Source organism: Candidatus Nomurabacteria bacterium (assembly GCA_020847275.1).
Taxonomy (GTDB): Bacteria; Patescibacteriota; Minisyncoccia; order Phycocordibacterales; family JACOZG01; genus JADLCI01.
The window spans coordinates 1-16,647 of record JADLCI010000004.1 but is presented as its reverse complement, the minus strand read 5'-3'; the positions used below and the strand labels follow the sequence as shown (position 1 = coordinate 16,647).

Here is a 16,647-nt window from a genome sequence, read left to right as displayed (position 1 = left end):
CTAATGAAAATTTTAGCAATCGAGACAAGTTGCGACGAGACGGCGATCAGCGTTGTCGAGGGAGCAGGTGAATTCGACCAGCCAAGATTTACTGTTCTGTCTCACCTTGTCTCTTCTCAGACAAAGATTCATGAACCGTTCGGGGGCGTAGTGCCAAACCTAGCCAAACGAGAACATGCGCGCAATATCATTCCCCTAATCAGGGAAGCCCTGATTCAGTCCAGCTTGTTGAAAAAAAGTGACAAAAAATTAATTACCCCAGAAAAAGAGCGTGAGCTAAAACAAACCCTGGAACGCGAACCGGAAACATACTCCGCCCTTTTGGAGCTTGTGTCCAACCATCAGCCACCAGAAATAACCGCGATCGCGGTCACGCACGGCCCGGGGCTGGAACCGGCTCTGTGGGTAGGAGTAAATACCGCCCGCGCCTTATCACTTGCCTGGGAAATTCCAATCACCCCGGTCGATCACATGGAAGGACATTTCCTGTCTCCCCTGTCGGGTGGCGAAGAGATTGTCTTCCCCGCTCTTGGACTACTTATTTCTGGCGGACACACAGAACTGGTCTTGAGTAGGTGTTGGCTCGCGTATGAGAAGATTGGTCAGACCCGAGATGACGCCGTGGGGGAAGCATTTGATAAGGTGGCAAGAATTCTGGAGCTACCGTACCCAGGCGGTCCAGAAATTTCTAAGTTAGCAGCACAAGCAAGCGGTCAAGTAAATTTCGAACTACCACGACCGATGATAAAAAGTCCGGATCTAGACTTCTCTTTCTCGGGCTTAAAAACTGCCGTCCTGTATCTGGTTCAGAAAAATCCCGAGATAAACCGAGCTGAAGTGGCGCGAGAATTCCAGCAAGCAGTGATTGATGTCCTGTTGGCAAAAACGGCGCGAGCAATTGAGCAACATAAGCCGAAAACAGTGATTATCGCCGGTGGCGTGTCGGGAAATATAGAACTCCAAAAACAGTTCCAGGAAAGATTGGGAAAAGATTTTCCTGACATCTCCCTTCTAATCCCCGAACAAAAATTGACGACCGACAATGCCACGATGATTGCGATCGCCGGTTACTTCCACGCTCTTAAAAAAGAGTTCAAAAGTGACATTTCGGCAGATGGGAATCTTGCGTTATAATCTCACGGATGGACGACAAACTACTTAAACCCTATCAACCAGAGGAGACGGAAGAACGTATTTATGACATCTGGCAACAGGGTGGCTTTTTTGACCCCGACAAACTCCCGGAACGGTACCAGAATAGTGAGCCGTATACCATCGTAATGGCCCCGCCAAATGTAACCGGTTCACTTCATATGGGTCACGCCCTAGAGCATGTAATCTCCGACATCTTGATTAGATTCGAGAGAATGCGTGGGAGAAAGGCCCTCTGGATACCGGGCACCGATCATGCCGGTATTGCCACCCAAAACGTAGTGGAAAAAAGTTTAAAAAAAGAAGGAATCAGCCGGCACGAAATGGGTCGTGAAAAATTTTTAGAAAAAGTCTGGGAGTGGAAAGAGAAATATGGCGGGACTATTCTAGAACAACTAAAGCAACTTGGTTGCTCCGCAGATTGGTCGCGAACGCGCTTCACAATGGATGAGAAATACCAAGAAGCGGTCAAACAAGCTTTTCTGCACTATCAGAAAACGGGTTTGATTTACCGCGGCAAACGCGTGATCAATTGGTGTATTAAAGATCAGACAGCGCTATCCGACTTAGAGTTGGAGTACCAAGAAGAAGCTGGCACATTTTACTACTTCAAATACGGCCCATTTGTAATCGGCACCGCCAGACCAGAAACAAAGTTTGGCGACAAATATGTTGTTGTCCACCCGAACGATAAACGGTACGCTGGCTATCAACACGGTCAAAAGTTGGAATTAGAATGGATCAACGGCCCAATCACCGCCACGGTAATTAAAGATGAAGCGATCGATATCGATTTTGGAACCGGGGCAATGACCATTACTCCAGCCCATAGTTTGATCGATTTCGAAATTGCAGAACGACACGGCCTAGATAAAGAAGAAATTATCGACCAATTCGGTAAATTGCTACCACTGGCCGGTGAGTTCTCGGGAATGAAAATTAACGAGGCCCGCGAGAAAATTGTGGCCAAACTAAAGTCGAAAGGGCTATTAGAGCGAGAAGAGAGTCTCACCCACAATGTGGCTAAGTGTTACCGTTGTAATTCAACCGTTGAACCGCTACTTTCCGAGCAATGGTTCTTGAAGATGAAACCCCTGGCAGAGAGAGCCCTCGCCGCAATCGAAAAAGGAGAGGTGAAATATCACCCCGAACGCTGGCGAGAGATTGCCCGGGAATGGCTACTCGGTATTCGAGATTGGTGCATCTCACGCCAAATCTGGTGGGGGCACAAAATTCCGGTAGATGGTTCCGAGGACACCTTCGACACCTGGTTTTCTTCCGCGCTTTGGTCAATGGAAGTTGTCCCTAAGGAATTTTACCCAACCCAGGTAATTACTTCTGCGCGCGATATTCTCCACCTCTGGATATCGAGAATGATTATTTCTGGATTGGAGTTTACCAACCAAGTGCCGTTCAAAGATATCCTCATCCACGCTACCGTGCTAAACAAACAAGGTCAGCGAATGAGTAAGTCTCTGGGAACGGGGCTTGATCCTCTAGAAATGATCAAGAAATACGGTGCTGACGCCACGCGTTTTGGTCTCATCTATCAGGAATTCGGCGGACAAGAGATTCGCTTCGGTGAAGATAATCTCCTGATGGGTAAGAAGTTTGCCAATAAAATCTGGAACATCGCCCGCTATATTTTAAGCCGAACTGATGGTAAAATTAGTTCCGAGGAAGTGTCCAGTGACTCCGAAATTTTGGAAAAATTGGAAGAAACAAAAAGAGAAGTGACCAAGAACCTAGAACAATATAAGTTTGGCGAAGCATCACACCTCTTGTACGATTTCGTCTGGCACGATTTGGCCGACAAATATCTGGAAGAGAGTAAAAACAAAAACGACGAGGCGACGAATCAAACTCTGGCTTATCTTCTGGACCAAATCCTTCGCCTGCTTCATCCGTTCATGCCTTTTGTCACCGAAGAAATTTGGAGTCTGGCGGAAAAAACGGAAAATAATTTACTAATGATCAGCAGATGGTCAACCAGAGCAACGTCATCTTAGCGCTCATCGGTGGAATCTTGCCGGCCTTCGTCTGGTTAGTTTTCTGGTTGCGCGAAGACAAGGCCCACCCCGAACCACGGCCATTGATTGCCTTCATCTTTCTTGGCGGAGCGGTATCGGTTGGTGTCGCGTTTATGGTTCAGGACCTAGTTCACGGCCTGTGGTGGCAAAATCTAAAAACCTTCGAACAGTTGCGCCAAGCCAATCTACACCAGTTAGTTCCCTATGTTTTCTCCTCGGCAATGATTGAAGAGTTGATAAAATACGTCGTCGTTGCCCTCCTGGCTCTCTCCACGCGCTTCTACGATGAGCCAATAGACGCGATGATTTATCTTATCACTGTGTCCCTTGGCTTCGCCGCTGCAGAGAATTCACTCTTTATGCTTAACGCCCTGGCCGACAGTCCAAGCCAAGTTAACTTCTGGCTTTCCGGGAACTTCCGCTTTGTTGGCGCAACGATTGTCCACATTGTTTCTTCTTCTGTCCTTGGTGGATTCATCGCTCTCGCCTTCTGTAAAACTAGAGTCAAGCAATTTCTGGCTCTTGTGGGCGGATTGCTAGCCGCCACCGCCTTGCACGCCTCTTTCAACTACTTTATAATTAAGAGCGGTGACGGAGAAATCTTAAGGGTGTTTCTTCTTCTCTGGGCGCTCGCGATTGTAATCATTTATCTGTTTGAAAAAGTAAAGTTCTTAGTTTGTAAAAATATTTATGAATAAAAAAAGATCATTTTTCGAAAGACTAACCGGCAGTGTCCCTGCGGTGGACGAGGAAAATCTCTCTACAAAAATCCAAAAAAACGGTGACTGGCTGGAAGATGCCGAAGAAGGTGAATTAACGGTTGATGTATACCAAACCCCATCGGAAATCGTAATCCAAACGATGGTGGCCGGTGTAAAACCAGAAGACCTACAGATTGCCATCACCCGCGAAATGGTCACCCTGAAGGGTAAGCGCGAGGTCAGCCGCGAAGTCGCCCACGAAGACTACTTCCAAAAAGAGCTATACTGGGGTTCGTTCTCTCGCACAATTCTTCTGCCGGCGGAAATCGAGGTTGAGGAAGCCGAAGCAATCGAGAAACATGGACTGCTAACTATTCGTCTACCAAAAATTGATAAGGAAAAGAAACAAAGCTTGAAGGTGAAATCGTTATAGAAAATTCTTTTGGTGCCCAGAGTCAGACTTGCACTGACGACCCTTCCCTCTTCAGGGGAATGCTCTACTAACTGAGCTATCTGGGCAATAAATTTTGGAGATCAGGCAAGTTTTGGTAAACCGCCAAAATTTTATCAAGATACGGTTGAAGATAGTAGTAAGAACCAAACACTGAAGCAATAATTAAGAGCCATTTAACCGCAGACCAGAAGCTCTGCCAACGTTGAACACTTCGTAATCCCCGGAGTATCCGGTTGTTCTCGGTCGCTAAAACATGCGTAGCACTAAGCAACTCGCGTTCCTCCGGGCTCATGCGGACAGTTTAGCAAAAACGGGTGATAAACACAAGAAAACCCCCGAGACAGTCTCGGGGGTTTAGGGGTGACGCTTTTTCGCTCTTAACTCTTTAATAATTTTAGCAAAAAAACCGCGAAGTGATCTCCATTCGGGTCCACGAAGTTCTGAACAACGACTTCGTAGATACTTGATCCACCACTGAACACGCTCTGGTTCCATACCTCTTTGCTTACTCACCTCCTTCACCTCCTTTCACTACAGCTAATCTATACTATAATGATAAGAATGTCTATTCCAAAAATAGTAATCGTCGGCGGTGGCTTCGGTGGCGCTTATACTGCACGCTACTTGAGACGATTCGCTAATTCCGGTCAGGTAGAAGTTACTTTAATTAATCGCAACAACTATTTCCTCTTCACACCACTGCTTCACGAAGTAGCAACTGGCGGCCTCTCCGAGCATTCAGTGATAGAGCCAATCCGGGAAATTTTCCATCGCAGTCATGTCCGTTTCGTTCAGGCGGAAGTAAAAAAAATTGACCCCAAAAAGAAGTCGGTACTGACTAGTGCCGGAAAAATCTCTTATGACTACCTGGTTCTTTCTACCGGCGCAGAAACAAACTATTACGATACACCCGGTGCCGAGAAATATTCCTACACACTGAAGAATCTATCAGATGCCGTTACTCTGCGTAAACAAATCATCAACAATTACGAGAGCGGGAAAACAAAATTTGTCGTGATTGGTGGTGGGGCAACTGGCGTGGAATTAGCCGCGGAGTTAATTGAGTTCTTGCGCGATACCCTTCTCCGCTATCAAGAAGCGGCGAGACTGGGTGAGGAAACATCTGTAACGCTCGTTTGTGCCAGCGAGGAACTTATCCCCCAGTTTCCACTGGAATTGCGCAGAATTGCGCACGAAACATTGAGTAAAAAGGGGGTGACAATCAAAGCTAATTCACGGGTAACCGAGGTGCACAAGTCTGGTATTAAGCTGGCCGATGGATCAAATATTGAATCTGAAACCGTTATCTGGGTCGCCGGAGTGAGGCCGTCTGCCAGTATTCTACCTAGTCCTGATAATAAGCCCCCGAACGATCGTCTAAAAATAGATGAATATCTTCGTGTGCTTGACGAAGACAACATCTTCGCCCTTGGAGACAATTCCGGGACTTTCCCGATGCTCGCTCAAGTCGCCGTCCAAGAAGCGCACACTGTAGCTAAAAACTTGATGGCCACGATTAAGGGAAGACCACTTCGTCCATTTCATTACAAAGAAAGGGGTCTACTTATCTCACTCGGACAATGGTCTGCCGCTGGCCGACTCTTCGGTGGCGTCTACCATGGTCGATTAATGTGGTGGCTTTGGCGCACAATCTATCTCTTTAACTTCCTTTCCTGGCGCAAAAGATTCAGAATTGCTGCCGAGTGGACCATCAATCTCTTCTCCCGACGAGATATTAGTTCGTTTTGAAGTTATCACAAACGCAGAAATCAATCGAGTGGTTGACCAAGAAATACTTTCTCTAGCACACCTCGACTAAGCAGTTCGGCTGGTTTACCTTCTACCACCACGCGCCCATGAGCAAGGACATAAGCCCGGTGAGCAATACTGGCAAGCGACTTGAGGTTGTGCTCCACCACCACAATTGCCATCCGACGTCTTTCGTTTATCTCCTTAATTTTTTCAAAAACTTCCTTCACAATTTTTGGCGCCAAGCCCAAGCTTGGTTCGTCTAGCAAAAGGATTGAGGGTTCGCACATTAAACCACGAGCAACGGCAAGCATTTGTTGTTGACCGCCAGACAAACCACCAGACTTAGCAGAAAGCTTAGCCCGAAGTGCCGGGAAAAGATCCAGTACACTATCCAGTCTCTCTCGAATAATCTTTTTATCCCGCACATTCCAAGCACCCAGTTCCAAATTCTCCCGAACATTAAGATCCCGAAAGACGCGCCGACCCTGTGGGACCAGGGCGATTCCTCGGGCCGTCATCTCATGAGAGACTGGTTGAATTGACCGTTCGCGCCAGCGTACCTCCCCAGAATCAATCAACGCTAGACCAAAAACTGCCTTAAGAACCGTACTCTTGCCCGCGCCATTTGGGCCCATCAGGGCAACAATCTCCCCCTCATCCACGCTCACACTCGCACCATCCAATGCCCGCACACCACCATAGTGAACATGAACATTAGATAGTTTGAGGAGGGTTTCTGCGGACATTATTTTATCAATCAACCAACCGTACAAATTGTCCGTTTTTGACTACTTTAAGTTGGATGGGCTTGATGACATCTCCGTTTTTGTCAAAGGTGGTTAGGCCTCCGACGCCATCGTAATTCTTTACCGAATAAAGATAGTCCCGAACGCAGTCTGTTTTCACTTCACCGCAAGATTTAATTGCCAAAATAATCAACTTTACCGCATCGTAACCGTTGGCCGCGAAACCATCACTAACCGCGCCATAGCGGAGTTGAAACTTTTGGGCGAAGACCACAGCACTTGGACTATTAGGATCAAACGGCGCCGCGGCAACAATAATACCTTCGGCTGCCGAGCCCGCAATGTCAACAAATTCTTTGGCCTCTGCCGCCACACTTACCACTACAGTGCCTTCAAAATTAAGCTCTCGTAATTGCTTAACCAAAATACCGACATCTTTTGCGGTAGCCACTCCGATATAAGCAGCTTCGGCGCCGCTAGCTTTAGCTCTGACGATTTCCGTCCGAAAATCCAAAGAATCGGCGCCATATTGCGTCTTAAAAACAATTTGCCCGCCGCCCGCCTCAAAGTTTCTCTGAAAGGCGTTGCTGTAACTTAGGGCGTTCGAGGCATTGGCAGTAAATAGTGCGACCTTATTAATTCCTCGGCGCGCGAAAAACTCTGCGGCCCCTTTTCCATGGGAATCCGGTATCTCAATGTTTCTGAAAACATAATCGCCGGCTTGAGAGATGGCCTCAGCACCGGCCGTGGGACTGAAGAGGATAATTTTATTTTGCTCCGTAATTGGCGCCACTGCCAAAAGTGGATCGGATTTTATTAAACCAATTAAGACTTTCACCCCATCGATGTTAATGAGCTTAGTCACCGCCGACACAGCCGTGGCCGATTCTCCTTTGGTATCCTCAAACACAAATTCCAACGGGAAGGGAGAAGACTCGTTGAATTCCTCTTGAGCGATTTCCATGGCATGCTTAACTCTCTCACCTATTGAAGCACTCACGCCAGTTAAAGGTAGCGGGGCCCCAATCTTAATCGGCTCGCCACCAATTGACGCGGTCTCTCTTTTTCCACCCAATCTGGACAGCCCCCAAACAGCCAAGGCCAAGACGATAATCCAAACGATTGTTTTTGTTGTTTTGTTCATAACTTTATACTAGCAAATTATAATTATTCCCCCAAATAAGCCTCGACAACCTCTGGTTGTGCCAAAACTTGCTCCGGCTTACCTTCGGCAAGCCGTTCTCCCGAATCAAGCACAATTACCCGATCAGAGAGTTGTCGGATTAGATCCATATTATGCTCAATGAGAATCACAACCTTACCCGCCTGTTTTAATTCTTGTAAAACGCTAGTCACAATCTTAATCATCTCCGGGAAGAGACCGGCAAAGGGTTCATCAAAGAGAAAAATACTGATGTCGCCCACCCCAGAATGACTCATTGCCAAAACGCGAGCAATCTCGAGCAATTTCCTCTGACCATAGGAAAGATTGACGGCAAGCTCACCCCGCTTCTCCCAAAGATTAACCCGACGCAAAACTTCTTCCGCCCGCGCCAGATGAAGATTATTGTGCTTCTCGAAAACAGCCTCGAAAACCGGCCGATCGGTGAGTACCACCAGAATATTGTCGAGCGCGGTCATTTGTTCGAAAAGCCGGACGTCTTGAAAGGTGCGCGTAAGACCATAAGTGGCCACTTCTGGCGCCGAAAGCCTTGTGAGCTTCGTTGAACCAGCAATAACCACTTCCCCACCATCAAGCGGTAAAATGCCGGTGAGAAGATTGACAAGCGTACTCTTGCCCGACCCATTCGGACCAATGATACTTGTAATTTCTCCCGCGGAAAATTCGAGCGAGAGATTATTCACCGCGCGAACAGCGTCAAATTTTTTTACTAAGTTTTTGGTCGTAAGAAGTGACATTTCAGTTTCCTAATTTAACTAGTGCGCCGTTTTTCAAGGTCCCAATCCAAACGTCAAACCCAGCGACACGATTAGTAAATCCCTGAAAACCAATAAGGGATTCCGGTCCAAACCGGTCAAATTGCTTATCAACACAATCAAGATGTCTGCCACATTTGGTAAAGGCATAAGCTAATTGTTTGGCGTGGATGAAGGCCAAAGCTGATGCCTGGATATTGCCGACAGTTTTACCGGGAAATTCTTGCTTGAGACGAACGCTAAAATTTTCTTCCACTTCCGGGAGACCAAACAATATAGAATTTTCCAACATCAAACCATACTCCGTCGAACTGTCTGGAGAAATAATTTCTGCCAAACCAACGAATGGGACTTTTAGTCCCTGCTGTTCCATTTGTTTGAGGGATGAAAAACTCTCTGCCACAAAAGAAACGTTAGACACCGCTTTTACATTCTGGTCTTTAAGTTTCAAGATCATGCTTCGAAAATCTCTGGTTCCGGGATTATACTCTTGGACAATTAGATTATCACCATAGACTGACTTGATCCCCTGTAAACATAGATCTCCGAATTCCAAATTAATCTTTAAAACACCGAGCTTGTCCCAACCACGTTTATTGGCTATTTGTGCCACCTTCTTGCAACTCTCAAAATAGTCGAGATATGTCTTATAAACACTTCTCGTGTTTTCTAGTGGAGAAACGGGTGCGGCATCATAGAGATGAAATACGTTTTTATCTTTAAGAAAAGAGGTTACAGCAATCGCCGCCGGGTTAAACTCACTATAAATCGCTACGACATTATCAGAGTTCACCAGTTTTTGTGCTGCATTTAAAGCTTTTGTTGGTTCCAATTGTCCATCTTCAATTATAAATTCTGTATTTATTCCCTCCACAGCTAAATCTTTCTTAGCCAACGCGATACCGAACACCGAAGACTCGCCCCAATAAGCCAGGTCACCAGTTAGTGGCGTAATCACACCAATCTTCACCGTTTCCCCGTCCACATTTTCGGTATCATTTTTACCGGCAGACACAGCAAGAAATACCAAAACGAGAATCGCGATAATCCAAATAATTTTGTGTTTCATAATTTATATTCCCCCATCAAGCCTTGCGGCCGATAGAGCATTAGGATGACCAAAATCAAGCCGTAGACCACTTGGCGCATCTGGGCCGCCACATCGGAAGGAAAGCCCACGAAACGCAGAAGCTCCGGTAAGAGAATCAAACAGAAAGCGCCAAGGAGAGAGCCACGGAGATTGGCAAGACCGCCAAGAATAATGATCGCCAGAATAAAGATGGATTCGAAGAGGACAAAGCTGGAGGGATCAACGAAAGTGATGTAAGAAGCAAAGAGCGACCCCGCCACTGCGGCCAAGCCAGCGCTGATCACGAAAATGGTCAGCTTGTAGTGGGCGGTGCGATAGCCGAAAACTTGTAGCGCCTGTTCGTCTTCTCTAATCGCTTTCAAAACTCGGCCGAAAGATGAGTTGACGATAAACCGACAAAGCAAGTAAACCAAGATTGCGATTATAACCGTCAGAATTAGGAACGGGAGATTGTCGCTGAAATTAAGACCAAAGATTGTGGGTCGAGAAATGCCAGGAATGCCGAGCGGGCCACGAGTAACACTCTGCCAGTTGAGAAAAATCGAATAGATAATGATGTTGAAACCGAAAGAACCAAGCGCATAATAATCACCACGAAATCGTGAAAGCACGAACCCAATCAGAAGAGCGAGAATACTTGTGAGTAAAACACCAAGGAAAGTGGCCACAAAAAAATTAAGTCCGGTAGTGGTAAGAAGAACCGCCGTGGCATAAGCACCAAGACCGTAGAAAGCGGCCTGCGTCACACTAAGCAACCCGGTATAACCCACCACGAGATTAAGCGAGAGGCCAAGAATACCGTAAATACCAATCAATATCGCCAGATGAATAAGATAGGGCATTTTATTTTTTAATTAAACCTTGCGGGCGAAAAAGAAGAAAGACAATGAGAAGCGCGAAAGCAATGGCGTCCTTCCATTCGCCAGAGATTTGCCAAATACCAAAATTCTCCACAAAACCAAGAAAGAAAGCGCCGAGCACACCGCCCCAGACACTACCGATTCCGCCCACAATCGCCGCAATAACCCCCTTCAGCAACAGATTCAAACCCATCGTCGGCTCAATACCGGTGTCGAAACCCACCAACAAACCCGAAAGCCCGCCAATCCCCGCAGAAACAAAGAAAACGAAACGAATAATTTTGTTGGTGTTGATGCCCACCACTCGTGCCACCTCCTCGTCATCACCCACCGCCCGAATAGCTCGACCAAAACGAGTGTACTTGAGAAAAACTCCCAGCAACAACATAACCACTATGGCAGTACAGAGGATGATGAGTTGAATCTCGGTAATCGCCCCGCCCCAAACTCCGTAAACCTTACTCCCCCCAGATGAGAGCGTCTGGAACTGGCTTGAGAAAATTATCGCGATAACCGCTTGCAACATGGTGAAAACACCGAGTGAGGCCACGAGCAAAACCATCGTACTCGCTCGGCGTGCGCGCAAGCGACGATAGACCAGCACATCGGCGAGCACGCCAATGAGTCCGGCCACCACAATCGCCACCAGAATACTCAGTGGTAAATTAACGCCATGCAGTTTATACAACCAGAAAACGGTGTAGCCCCCGACCGCCGTAATCGCCCCATAGCCGAGATCAAAGAAACGCGTGGTGCTATAGATTAGATTGAAGCCAAGCGCGACCATACTATAGATCGCGCCGGCAATAATACTATTGAGGATTAGTTGCGGTAAGATGCCCACGAAATTTAACCGGCCAACTCCGTCTTTCCATTCTTAATAACCTTCAAGACATGGCCACCCGCACGATCACCGTTCGCCCCAATCGTCACAAGACCAGAAGCACCAGACCAATCCTTAATTGTTCGAGACCAGCTGGCCAACTTCTCACCATCCGTACCAACAGCTCTCACGCCATCGGCAATGAGATAGACCATATCGTACTCCGTTTGAGCATAACTCTGGAATGGGGGCTCTTCCCCATATTTCGCTTTGTAAGAAGCGAGCATCTTCTGGAATTTCTCGTTATCCGGATCAACACCGAACTCAGCCGCCGCCGCCCCCTCTAGAATGTCTTTGTTATTTGCCACCGTTTTAGGATCGCCACTAAGCGCATCATTAACTAGAAGCTTGGGCTTCCAATTCAAATCCTTAAGCTGACGAAGAATCCTCTCGCCATTGGCGGGAGTTTGCGGGTCAACGAAAAGAGCATCTGGATTCTGACCCTTCAATTTCGTTAGCGAAGAACGAAAGTCGGTGGCATTCGGTAGAAATTCTTCTTTCACCGTTTCCCCACCAAGTTTCTCAAAGTTTTCACTGAATGCCTGATAATTACCGAGAGCATAGTCTGACTGCTCCTGTATAACTGCCACCTTTTTCCAACCTTGTTCGCTGGCGTATTGGGCTAGCACCATGCCCTGAGTAGCATCACTGGGGTAATTGCGGAAGAAAAATTGACTTTTCCCCGTCAAATCTGGAGTACTGGCGCCCGAAGAGGTTAGCAAAACCTTCGCGCCTTCGGCAATTGGAACGACAGAGAGCGTCTCCCCACTACAAAAAGTTGTTAAAACCTTAACGCCATCGACGTTGATTAATTTTTGAGCGGCATTGGACGAGGTTAAGCCCGTACACTTACCGTCTTCATAAATCATCTCCAACATCCGGCCATTCACGCCTCCGGCATTATTAATCTCTTCTACGGCCAAAGACATCATATTCCTCGCTGGTTCTCCATAAGCCACGGCATCACCCGTGAGTGGTCCGATAAAACCAATCTTAATTGGCCCAGTCTCCACCTCCACCGTGTCTGCGGTCGGTTGAGAAATCTTCTGGCCCCAGTAAGAAAGTCCGGCGACCAAAAGAACAAGAATAATTAGGCCAAGAATGGCCTTAGCAAAGTTACTCATAATTAAAAATTGACTAATTGATAATTTATAGGTTCTACTACAAACACCTCGTCATTATATCATTTCCTCCAGTTTTGCGATATCCCGCTCGATCTTGATGAGACCAGAGCGAAAGAAGTTGGGCCGACGAACCTCCACACCAATCTGGGCAAAAATATCTTCTGGCGAAGCGCTGGCCCCGGAAGAGAGAAACTGTCTAATTTTCTGCTCAAAACCATTATCCTTCTGGTATTCAGAGTAAAGTGCGCTGGATACTAGTTCACCAAAAGCGTAAGAATACACGTAAAAGAAATTACGCAAATGTGGCCACTGAACGAAAAAGTAGCCGTCATTCTCGCTTAGCTTAAAGAGCGGCCCGAGATAAGCAGACATATGCTGATTCATGAGTTGGGAAATCCCCTCTTTCGGTAAACTTCCTTTCGCCCTAATCTGCCTGTGCAAATCTAGTTCGAAATTGAAACAAGCAACCTGACGAAAAATAGTCTGGACAGAATCACCAATCCGGTCATGAAGCGCGATGACTTTTTCAGCTGGCGACAGAAGCTGAAAAACTTCATCGAAGGCGAAATTCTCAAAAAGGGTGCTGGCCACCTCGGCGGTGGCGATACTATGTCCGCGATAGAGCGGTGGCTGTTGATTGGAAAACTTAGCGTGGATGGCGTGCCCCAGCTCATGCGCCAGTGTCATCACCGATTTGAAATCAGGTAGATGGTTGAGCAGAACAAAAGTCGGCAAACCCTCCTGCGAGGAACAGTACGCCCCGCCTTGCTTGCCCACACCAGGAAAGACATCAACCTGCCCCCGCTCAATCATCTCATCAAAAGTGCTGGCGTAAATTGGATTGACCCTAGTAAATGCTCGGCGAATAATCGCAACCGCCTCAGAGAAAGGAATCTCCTTCTTCGTCTTGCCAATCGGCGCCGCACGATCAGCGTAAGTAAGTGTCTTCAAGCCCAACATCTTCGCCTTCGCGCGATAGAAACGGTGGGCGATGGGAAAATGTTTCGTCACTGTTGCGATAAGATTTCTCACTGTTTCTGGTTCGTTCTGGTAACCGAGCACAGTGGCCGAGAACGGTTCAGGATAACCCCGCAATTCATCATTAATTTTCTTATTCAAAACGAGAGCATTCAATTCACTTTCAGCAAAATCGGCAATCGATTTGAGCCTCTCGCCAACTTGTTCGTGGAGGGCCCGACGCCCTCGTGTGGGTAATGAGTGAATCTTTCCCACCGCTTCCGCCAATGGCACGCTCTTCCCCCGCCACTTCACCTCCTGTTTGGAAACCATCTTCTCATTACCACGAACCCAGAGTTCAGAGGCAGGCAAACTCTTGAGATTCAAGATTTTTTCCTCGGCCTCGGACAAAACATGTTTACTTTCCTCGAAGACATTTCTCAAGAAATAGCGATAGGGCGCGAGAGCTTTGCTCTTCAAAAATTTCTTCTGGTCCGACAATTTAATTCTCGCCAGGGCAACGGGAAAAAAGGTAATCAGATTACCGCTCTTGGTATAACGCTGGGAGAGAAGATTCAATCTTGCCTCCACCGAAGTATCGCGACTATCCAAATCTTGCTGGTAAGAAAAATAGGCATACGGCTTGGCGAGGGCCAAATCGTTTAACCTTTCGAAATCTTTTAGCGCCAAGGCCAAACTCTGTTCCTTCACCAGATAATCTTTCTTGCCAGCATAACGCTTGGCAAAATCGGCGTAAGCCTTCTCCATTTTCTTCAAATCACCCTCAATCCTCGGGTCATTGTTGCCGTCGTACAGAAGCTTGAGATTCCATTTCGTTTTCATCTTATCGCCGATTGTAGCATAAAAAAACCGACCCAGGAGAAAAGATGTGATCTTCTCTGGGTCGGTAAGCGTGTTTCCTTGTCTGCGGTGCTCTCCTCGTTGGCAGTTATGTCCGGAGATCGGTAGAGAGTGGTGGGCAACGGCAGGAGGACAAGGAAAAACTCTCTGATAGAGATTGTAGCACCACGCCAGAAAATGTCCAGCGTATTAGGATTTGATCTGATATTTACCAGCGCCGGCACCAACAACAGCAATGAGCCCGGCCAGAACCGCGAGAGGCATACTATAAGCCGCGAAACCTGCACCATTAGTGAGAATAACGGCCACAATCATAACGACAGAGAGAAAGATGGCTGCCATCTGCGCCCACAAACCAAGAATCAACATCACGCCACCAATCAATTCACCGTAACCAACAATGTAGGCAAGAAAAGCAGGGATGCTCATACTGCTAAAAAACCCGATTGTCGCCGGCATGTCAGAAACCTTATTCCAACCCGCAACGACGAAAATGATGCCTAGTAGCACCCGACTAATAAACAGGGCGGTGTCCGCCGATAATATATTTTTGTTCATAGTTTCAAATCTATCATATAATATGTTAGCGTGGAAGTACCTTGCCGGGTCGTCTAATGGTAGGACATATGCCTCTGGAGCATAGTATCGGGGTTCGAGTCCCTGCCCGGCAGCCAACTAGTGAGAGTGACCGAGACGGGTCAAATCGCTATATTCTACAAAGCATTTTTCAGAACGAGTTTTAAACTCAAAATTCTGCATTTTTCTCAAAACCAGAATATCCATATTCTAGGCCGTCTATTTGGTTCGAGTCCTAGATGGTTTCTACCCCAAACTGAGCTTTTTATTTTCCAATATCAATCTACTCCTCAAGTGCACCAGCAGTTCTCGCTTCTCCATAATTGTTCCTTCCTGCAGTAGGTATTTGATGTAGTTTCTGATATCTACTTCTGTCACCGACTCTTTTTGCCTTGTTGCCTTAAGTACCCCAGTTCTGAACCTGTTATATCGCTTTAGTTCGGCCTCGATTTTTTCCCTAAGCCCAAGTTCATCTAGATGTATTTCGTCGAGAATTCTGGCCATTTCCTTGATCAGGTCGTTTTCATTGATGCATCTGTTCCGGCAGTTAATATCGCGGCTCTTGGTACACATATAGTAGACATGGCGATTTACTGAACCGTCTTTGAGTTTCTTGAACTTCTCGTCAGCGGTGACTCCCGAGCCACATAACCCGCACCGCATGATTTGTGTAAAGGCGAATTCCTTACCCTCCGTTCTGGTTACATATCGTTCTTTAAGATTATTCTGCACCGCGTCAAATAAATCTTTGGTAATCATCGGTTCGTGTTTGCCTTGATACCATTTACCGCTTCCTTTCGGGTATTCAAATGTGCTGTAGTAGAAATGATTGTTGAGAATGACGTACACGTTACTGAGCGTCAGGAATTTATTGCCAACTGTCTTGAATTTTATTTCGTTCTTGAGCCAGCGATATATCTTCCGCCCACTCCAGTTTTCGTACGCCACCTTCTCAAACATTTTCCGTATAGCATATCCACGTTTCGGATCGATGATGACGTGGCATTTCATACTGCGATCGGGGTGGCTTAAGTAGCCAGTTGGCGCTGGGGCCGGCCACATCCCCATCTCACATCGTGCTCGAAGGCCACGCTTTACGTTTACTCCTTTCTGGTCATTCTCAAGCTTGCCCTGGGCTCCGAGGATCATGAGTAGGAATTTCTCATTTGGGTTATCAGTGAACTTCTGTCCGAATGTTCGTATCTCGTAAATTTTCTTCTGATCCATCAGGTCCACAATTGCGCCCAAGTCCCCGGCGTTTCTACTAAGTCTGTCTGGGGCCCACGCAAGAATAGCATTGAACTGTTCGGCCCGAATTTTCTGAATCATCTGGTTAAATACGGGGCGCTGGCCTGTAGCTTTGGCCGAATGACTTTCACGCAGCACCTCAACGATTCGCAACCCCTCACGATTCGCCAGTTGCTGCATCTCTTTCACTTGGGCTTCGATTGAAAGTGCCTGTTTTTCATCGCTCTCAGTACTCTTGCGAGCATAGAGGCAATACCTCGTTTGTTGATGTATTT

16 protein-coding genes and 2 tRNA genes are annotated in these 16,647 nt (G+C 47.0%); 6 read left to right on the top strand and 12 right to left on the bottom strand.

The window, feature by feature from the left end:
- The first annotated feature begins 3 nt into the window (after positions 1-3).
- From tsaD to IT398_00675, 4 genes are read left to right on the top strand one after another with little or no spacing between them, the layout of a single operon-like run.
- Positions 4-1,134: a tRNA (adenosine(37)-N6)-threonylcarbamoyltransferase complex transferase subunit TsaD gene (tsaD, locus tag IT398_00690; GenBank protein MCC6290578.1), complete on the top strand. Its 1,131-nt coding sequence runs from the start codon at positions 4-6 to the stop codon at positions 1,132-1,134.
- Positions 1,135-1,142: 8 nt separating this feature from the next.
- Positions 1,143-3,161, top strand: coding sequence for a class I tRNA ligase family protein (locus IT398_00685; GenBank protein MCC6290577.1), 2,019 nt, complete (start codon positions 1,143-1,145; stop codon positions 3,159-3,161).
- Positions 3,134-3,880 (top strand): PrsW family intramembrane metalloprotease, encoded by a 747-nt coding sequence (locus tag IT398_00680; GenBank protein MCC6290576.1) that lies wholly within the window; start codon positions 3,134-3,136, stop codon positions 3,878-3,880. Before IT398_00685 ends, IT398_00680 begins: the two co-directional genes overlap by 28 nt.
- Complete coding sequence (locus tag IT398_00675; protein ID MCC6290575.1) at positions 3,873-4,316, top strand: Hsp20/alpha crystallin family protein; 444 nt, start codon at positions 3,873-3,875, stop codon at positions 4,314-4,316. Before IT398_00680 ends, IT398_00675 begins: the two co-directional genes overlap by 8 nt.
- 10 nt (positions 4,317-4,326) lie before the next feature.
- Here the strand turns inward: IT398_00675 and IT398_00670 are convergent.
- A tRNA-Phe gene (locus IT398_00670) sits at positions 4,327-4,402 on the bottom strand.
- Positions 4,393-4,629: a hypothetical protein gene (locus IT398_00665; GenBank protein MCC6290574.1), complete on the bottom strand. Its 237-nt coding sequence runs from the start codon at positions 4,627-4,629 to the stop codon at positions 4,393-4,395. The genes IT398_00670 and IT398_00665 overlap by 10 nt, the downstream gene beginning before the upstream one ends.
- 269 nt (positions 4,630-4,898) lie before the next feature.
- Between IT398_00665 and IT398_00660 the strand changes: the two genes are divergently transcribed.
- A complete protein-coding gene (locus tag IT398_00660) occupies positions 4,899-6,086 on the top strand; it encodes an NAD(P)/FAD-dependent oxidoreductase (GenBank protein MCC6290573.1) in 1,188 nt (395 codons plus the stop codon).
- Between the two features lie 20 nt (positions 6,087-6,106).
- On the opposite strand, the gene IT398_00655 is transcribed toward IT398_00660, so the two are convergent.
- The 9 genes from IT398_00655 to IT398_00615 all read right to left on the bottom strand — a co-directional run bounded on the left by IT398_00655 (position 6,107) and on the right by IT398_00615 (position 15,106).
- Positions 6,107-6,835, bottom strand: a complete 729-nt coding sequence (locus tag IT398_00655; GenBank protein ID MCC6290572.1) for an ABC transporter ATP-binding protein — start codon at positions 6,833-6,835, stop codon at positions 6,107-6,109.
- Between the two features lie 7 nt (positions 6,836-6,842).
- Complete coding sequence (locus IT398_00650; protein MCC6290571.1) at positions 6,843-7,979, bottom strand: ABC transporter substrate-binding protein; 1,137 nt, start codon at positions 7,977-7,979, stop codon at positions 6,843-6,845.
- A gap of 23 nt (positions 7,980-8,002) precedes the next feature.
- The gene (locus IT398_00645) at positions 8,003-8,755 is read right to left on the bottom strand and encodes an ABC transporter ATP-binding protein (protein MCC6290570.1); all 753 of its coding nucleotides are present in this window, start codon (positions 8,753-8,755) and stop codon (positions 8,003-8,005) included.
- A 1-nt stretch (position 8,756) separates the two neighbouring features.
- Positions 8,757-9,842, bottom strand: coding sequence for an ABC transporter substrate-binding protein (locus IT398_00640; GenBank protein ID MCC6290569.1), 1,086 nt, complete (start codon positions 9,840-9,842; stop codon positions 8,757-8,759).
- Positions 9,839-10,705: a branched-chain amino acid ABC transporter permease gene (locus IT398_00635; protein ID MCC6290568.1), complete on the bottom strand. Its 867-nt coding sequence runs from the start codon at positions 10,703-10,705 to the stop codon at positions 9,839-9,841. The genes IT398_00640 and IT398_00635 overlap by 4 nt, the downstream gene beginning before the upstream one ends.
- Before the next feature lies 1 nt (position 10,706).
- The gene (locus IT398_00630) at positions 10,707-11,567 is read right to left on the bottom strand and encodes a branched-chain amino acid ABC transporter permease (protein ID MCC6290567.1); all 861 of its coding nucleotides are present in this window, start codon (positions 11,565-11,567) and stop codon (positions 10,707-10,709) included.
- A gap of 5 nt (positions 11,568-11,572) precedes the next feature.
- A complete protein-coding gene (locus IT398_00625) occupies positions 11,573-12,730 on the bottom strand; it encodes an ABC transporter substrate-binding protein (GenBank protein ID MCC6290566.1) in 1,158 nt (385 codons plus the stop codon).
- A 54-nt stretch (positions 12,731-12,784) separates the two neighbouring features.
- Positions 12,785-14,530, bottom strand: a complete 1,746-nt coding sequence (locus tag IT398_00620; protein MCC6290565.1) for a M3 family oligoendopeptidase — start codon at positions 14,528-14,530, stop codon at positions 12,785-12,787.
- 207 nt (positions 14,531-14,737) lie between these two features.
- Positions 14,738-15,106 carry a DoxX family protein gene (locus IT398_00615; protein ID MCC6290564.1) on the bottom strand — a complete coding sequence of 123 codons (369 nt, stop codon included), beginning with the start codon at positions 15,104-15,106 and terminating at the stop codon, positions 14,738-14,740.
- Between the two features lie 42 nt (positions 15,107-15,148).
- Here IT398_00615 and IT398_00610 point away from each other — a divergent pair.
- A tRNA-Gln gene (locus tag IT398_00610) sits at positions 15,149-15,222 on the top strand.
- A 148-nt stretch (positions 15,223-15,370) separates the two neighbouring features.
- Here the strand turns inward: IT398_00610 and IT398_00605 are convergent.
- Positions 15,371-16,647, bottom strand: a 1,277-nt coding sequence (locus IT398_00605; GenBank protein MCC6290563.1) for a recombinase family protein, incomplete at its 5' end; no start/stop codon positions are given.

Coding starts and splice junctions, on each gene's coding strand:
- IT398_00625 (MCC6290566.1), bottom strand. CDS start 12,730: ATGAGTAACTTTGCTAAGGCCATTCTTGGCCTAATTATTCTTGTTCTT.
- IT398_00620 (MCC6290565.1), bottom strand. CDS start 14,530: ATGAAAACGAAATGGAATCTCAAGCTTCTGTACGACGGCAACAATGAC.
- IT398_00685 (MCC6290577.1), top strand. CDS start 1,143: ATGGACGACAAACTACTTAAACCCTATCAACCAGAGGAGACGGAAGAA.
- IT398_00640 (MCC6290569.1), bottom strand. CDS start 9,842: ATGAAACACAAAATTATTTGGATTATCGCGATTCTCGTTTTGGTATTT.
- IT398_00675 (MCC6290575.1), top strand. CDS start 3,873: ATGAATAAAAAAAGATCATTTTTCGAAAGACTAACCGGCAGTGTCCCT.
- IT398_00615 (MCC6290564.1), bottom strand. CDS start 15,106: ATGAACAAAAATATATTATCGGCGGACACCGCCCTGTTTATTAGTCGG.
- tsaD (MCC6290578.1), top strand. CDS start 4: ATGAAAATTTTAGCAATCGAGACAAGTTGCGACGAGACGGCGATCAGC.
- IT398_00635 (MCC6290568.1), bottom strand. CDS start 10,705: ATGCCCTATCTTATTCATCTGGCGATATTGATTGGTATTTACGGTATT.
- IT398_00650 (MCC6290571.1), bottom strand. CDS start 7,979: ATGAACAAAACAACAAAAACAATCGTTTGGATTATCGTCTTGGCCTTG.
- IT398_00680 (MCC6290576.1), top strand. CDS start 3,134: ATGGTCAACCAGAGCAACGTCATCTTAGCGCTCATCGGTGGAATCTTG.
- IT398_00655 (MCC6290572.1), bottom strand. CDS start 6,835: ATGTCCGCAGAAACCCTCCTCAAACTATCTAATGTTCATGTTCACTAT.
- IT398_00660 (MCC6290573.1), top strand. CDS start 4,899: ATGTCTATTCCAAAAATAGTAATCGTCGGCGGTGGCTTCGGTGGCGCT.
- IT398_00645 (MCC6290570.1), bottom strand. CDS start 8,755: ATGTCACTTCTTACGACCAAAAACTTAGTAAAAAAATTTGACGCTGTT.
- IT398_00665 (MCC6290574.1), bottom strand. CDS start 4,629: ATGAGCCCGGAGGAACGCGAGTTGCTTAGTGCTACGCATGTTTTAGCG.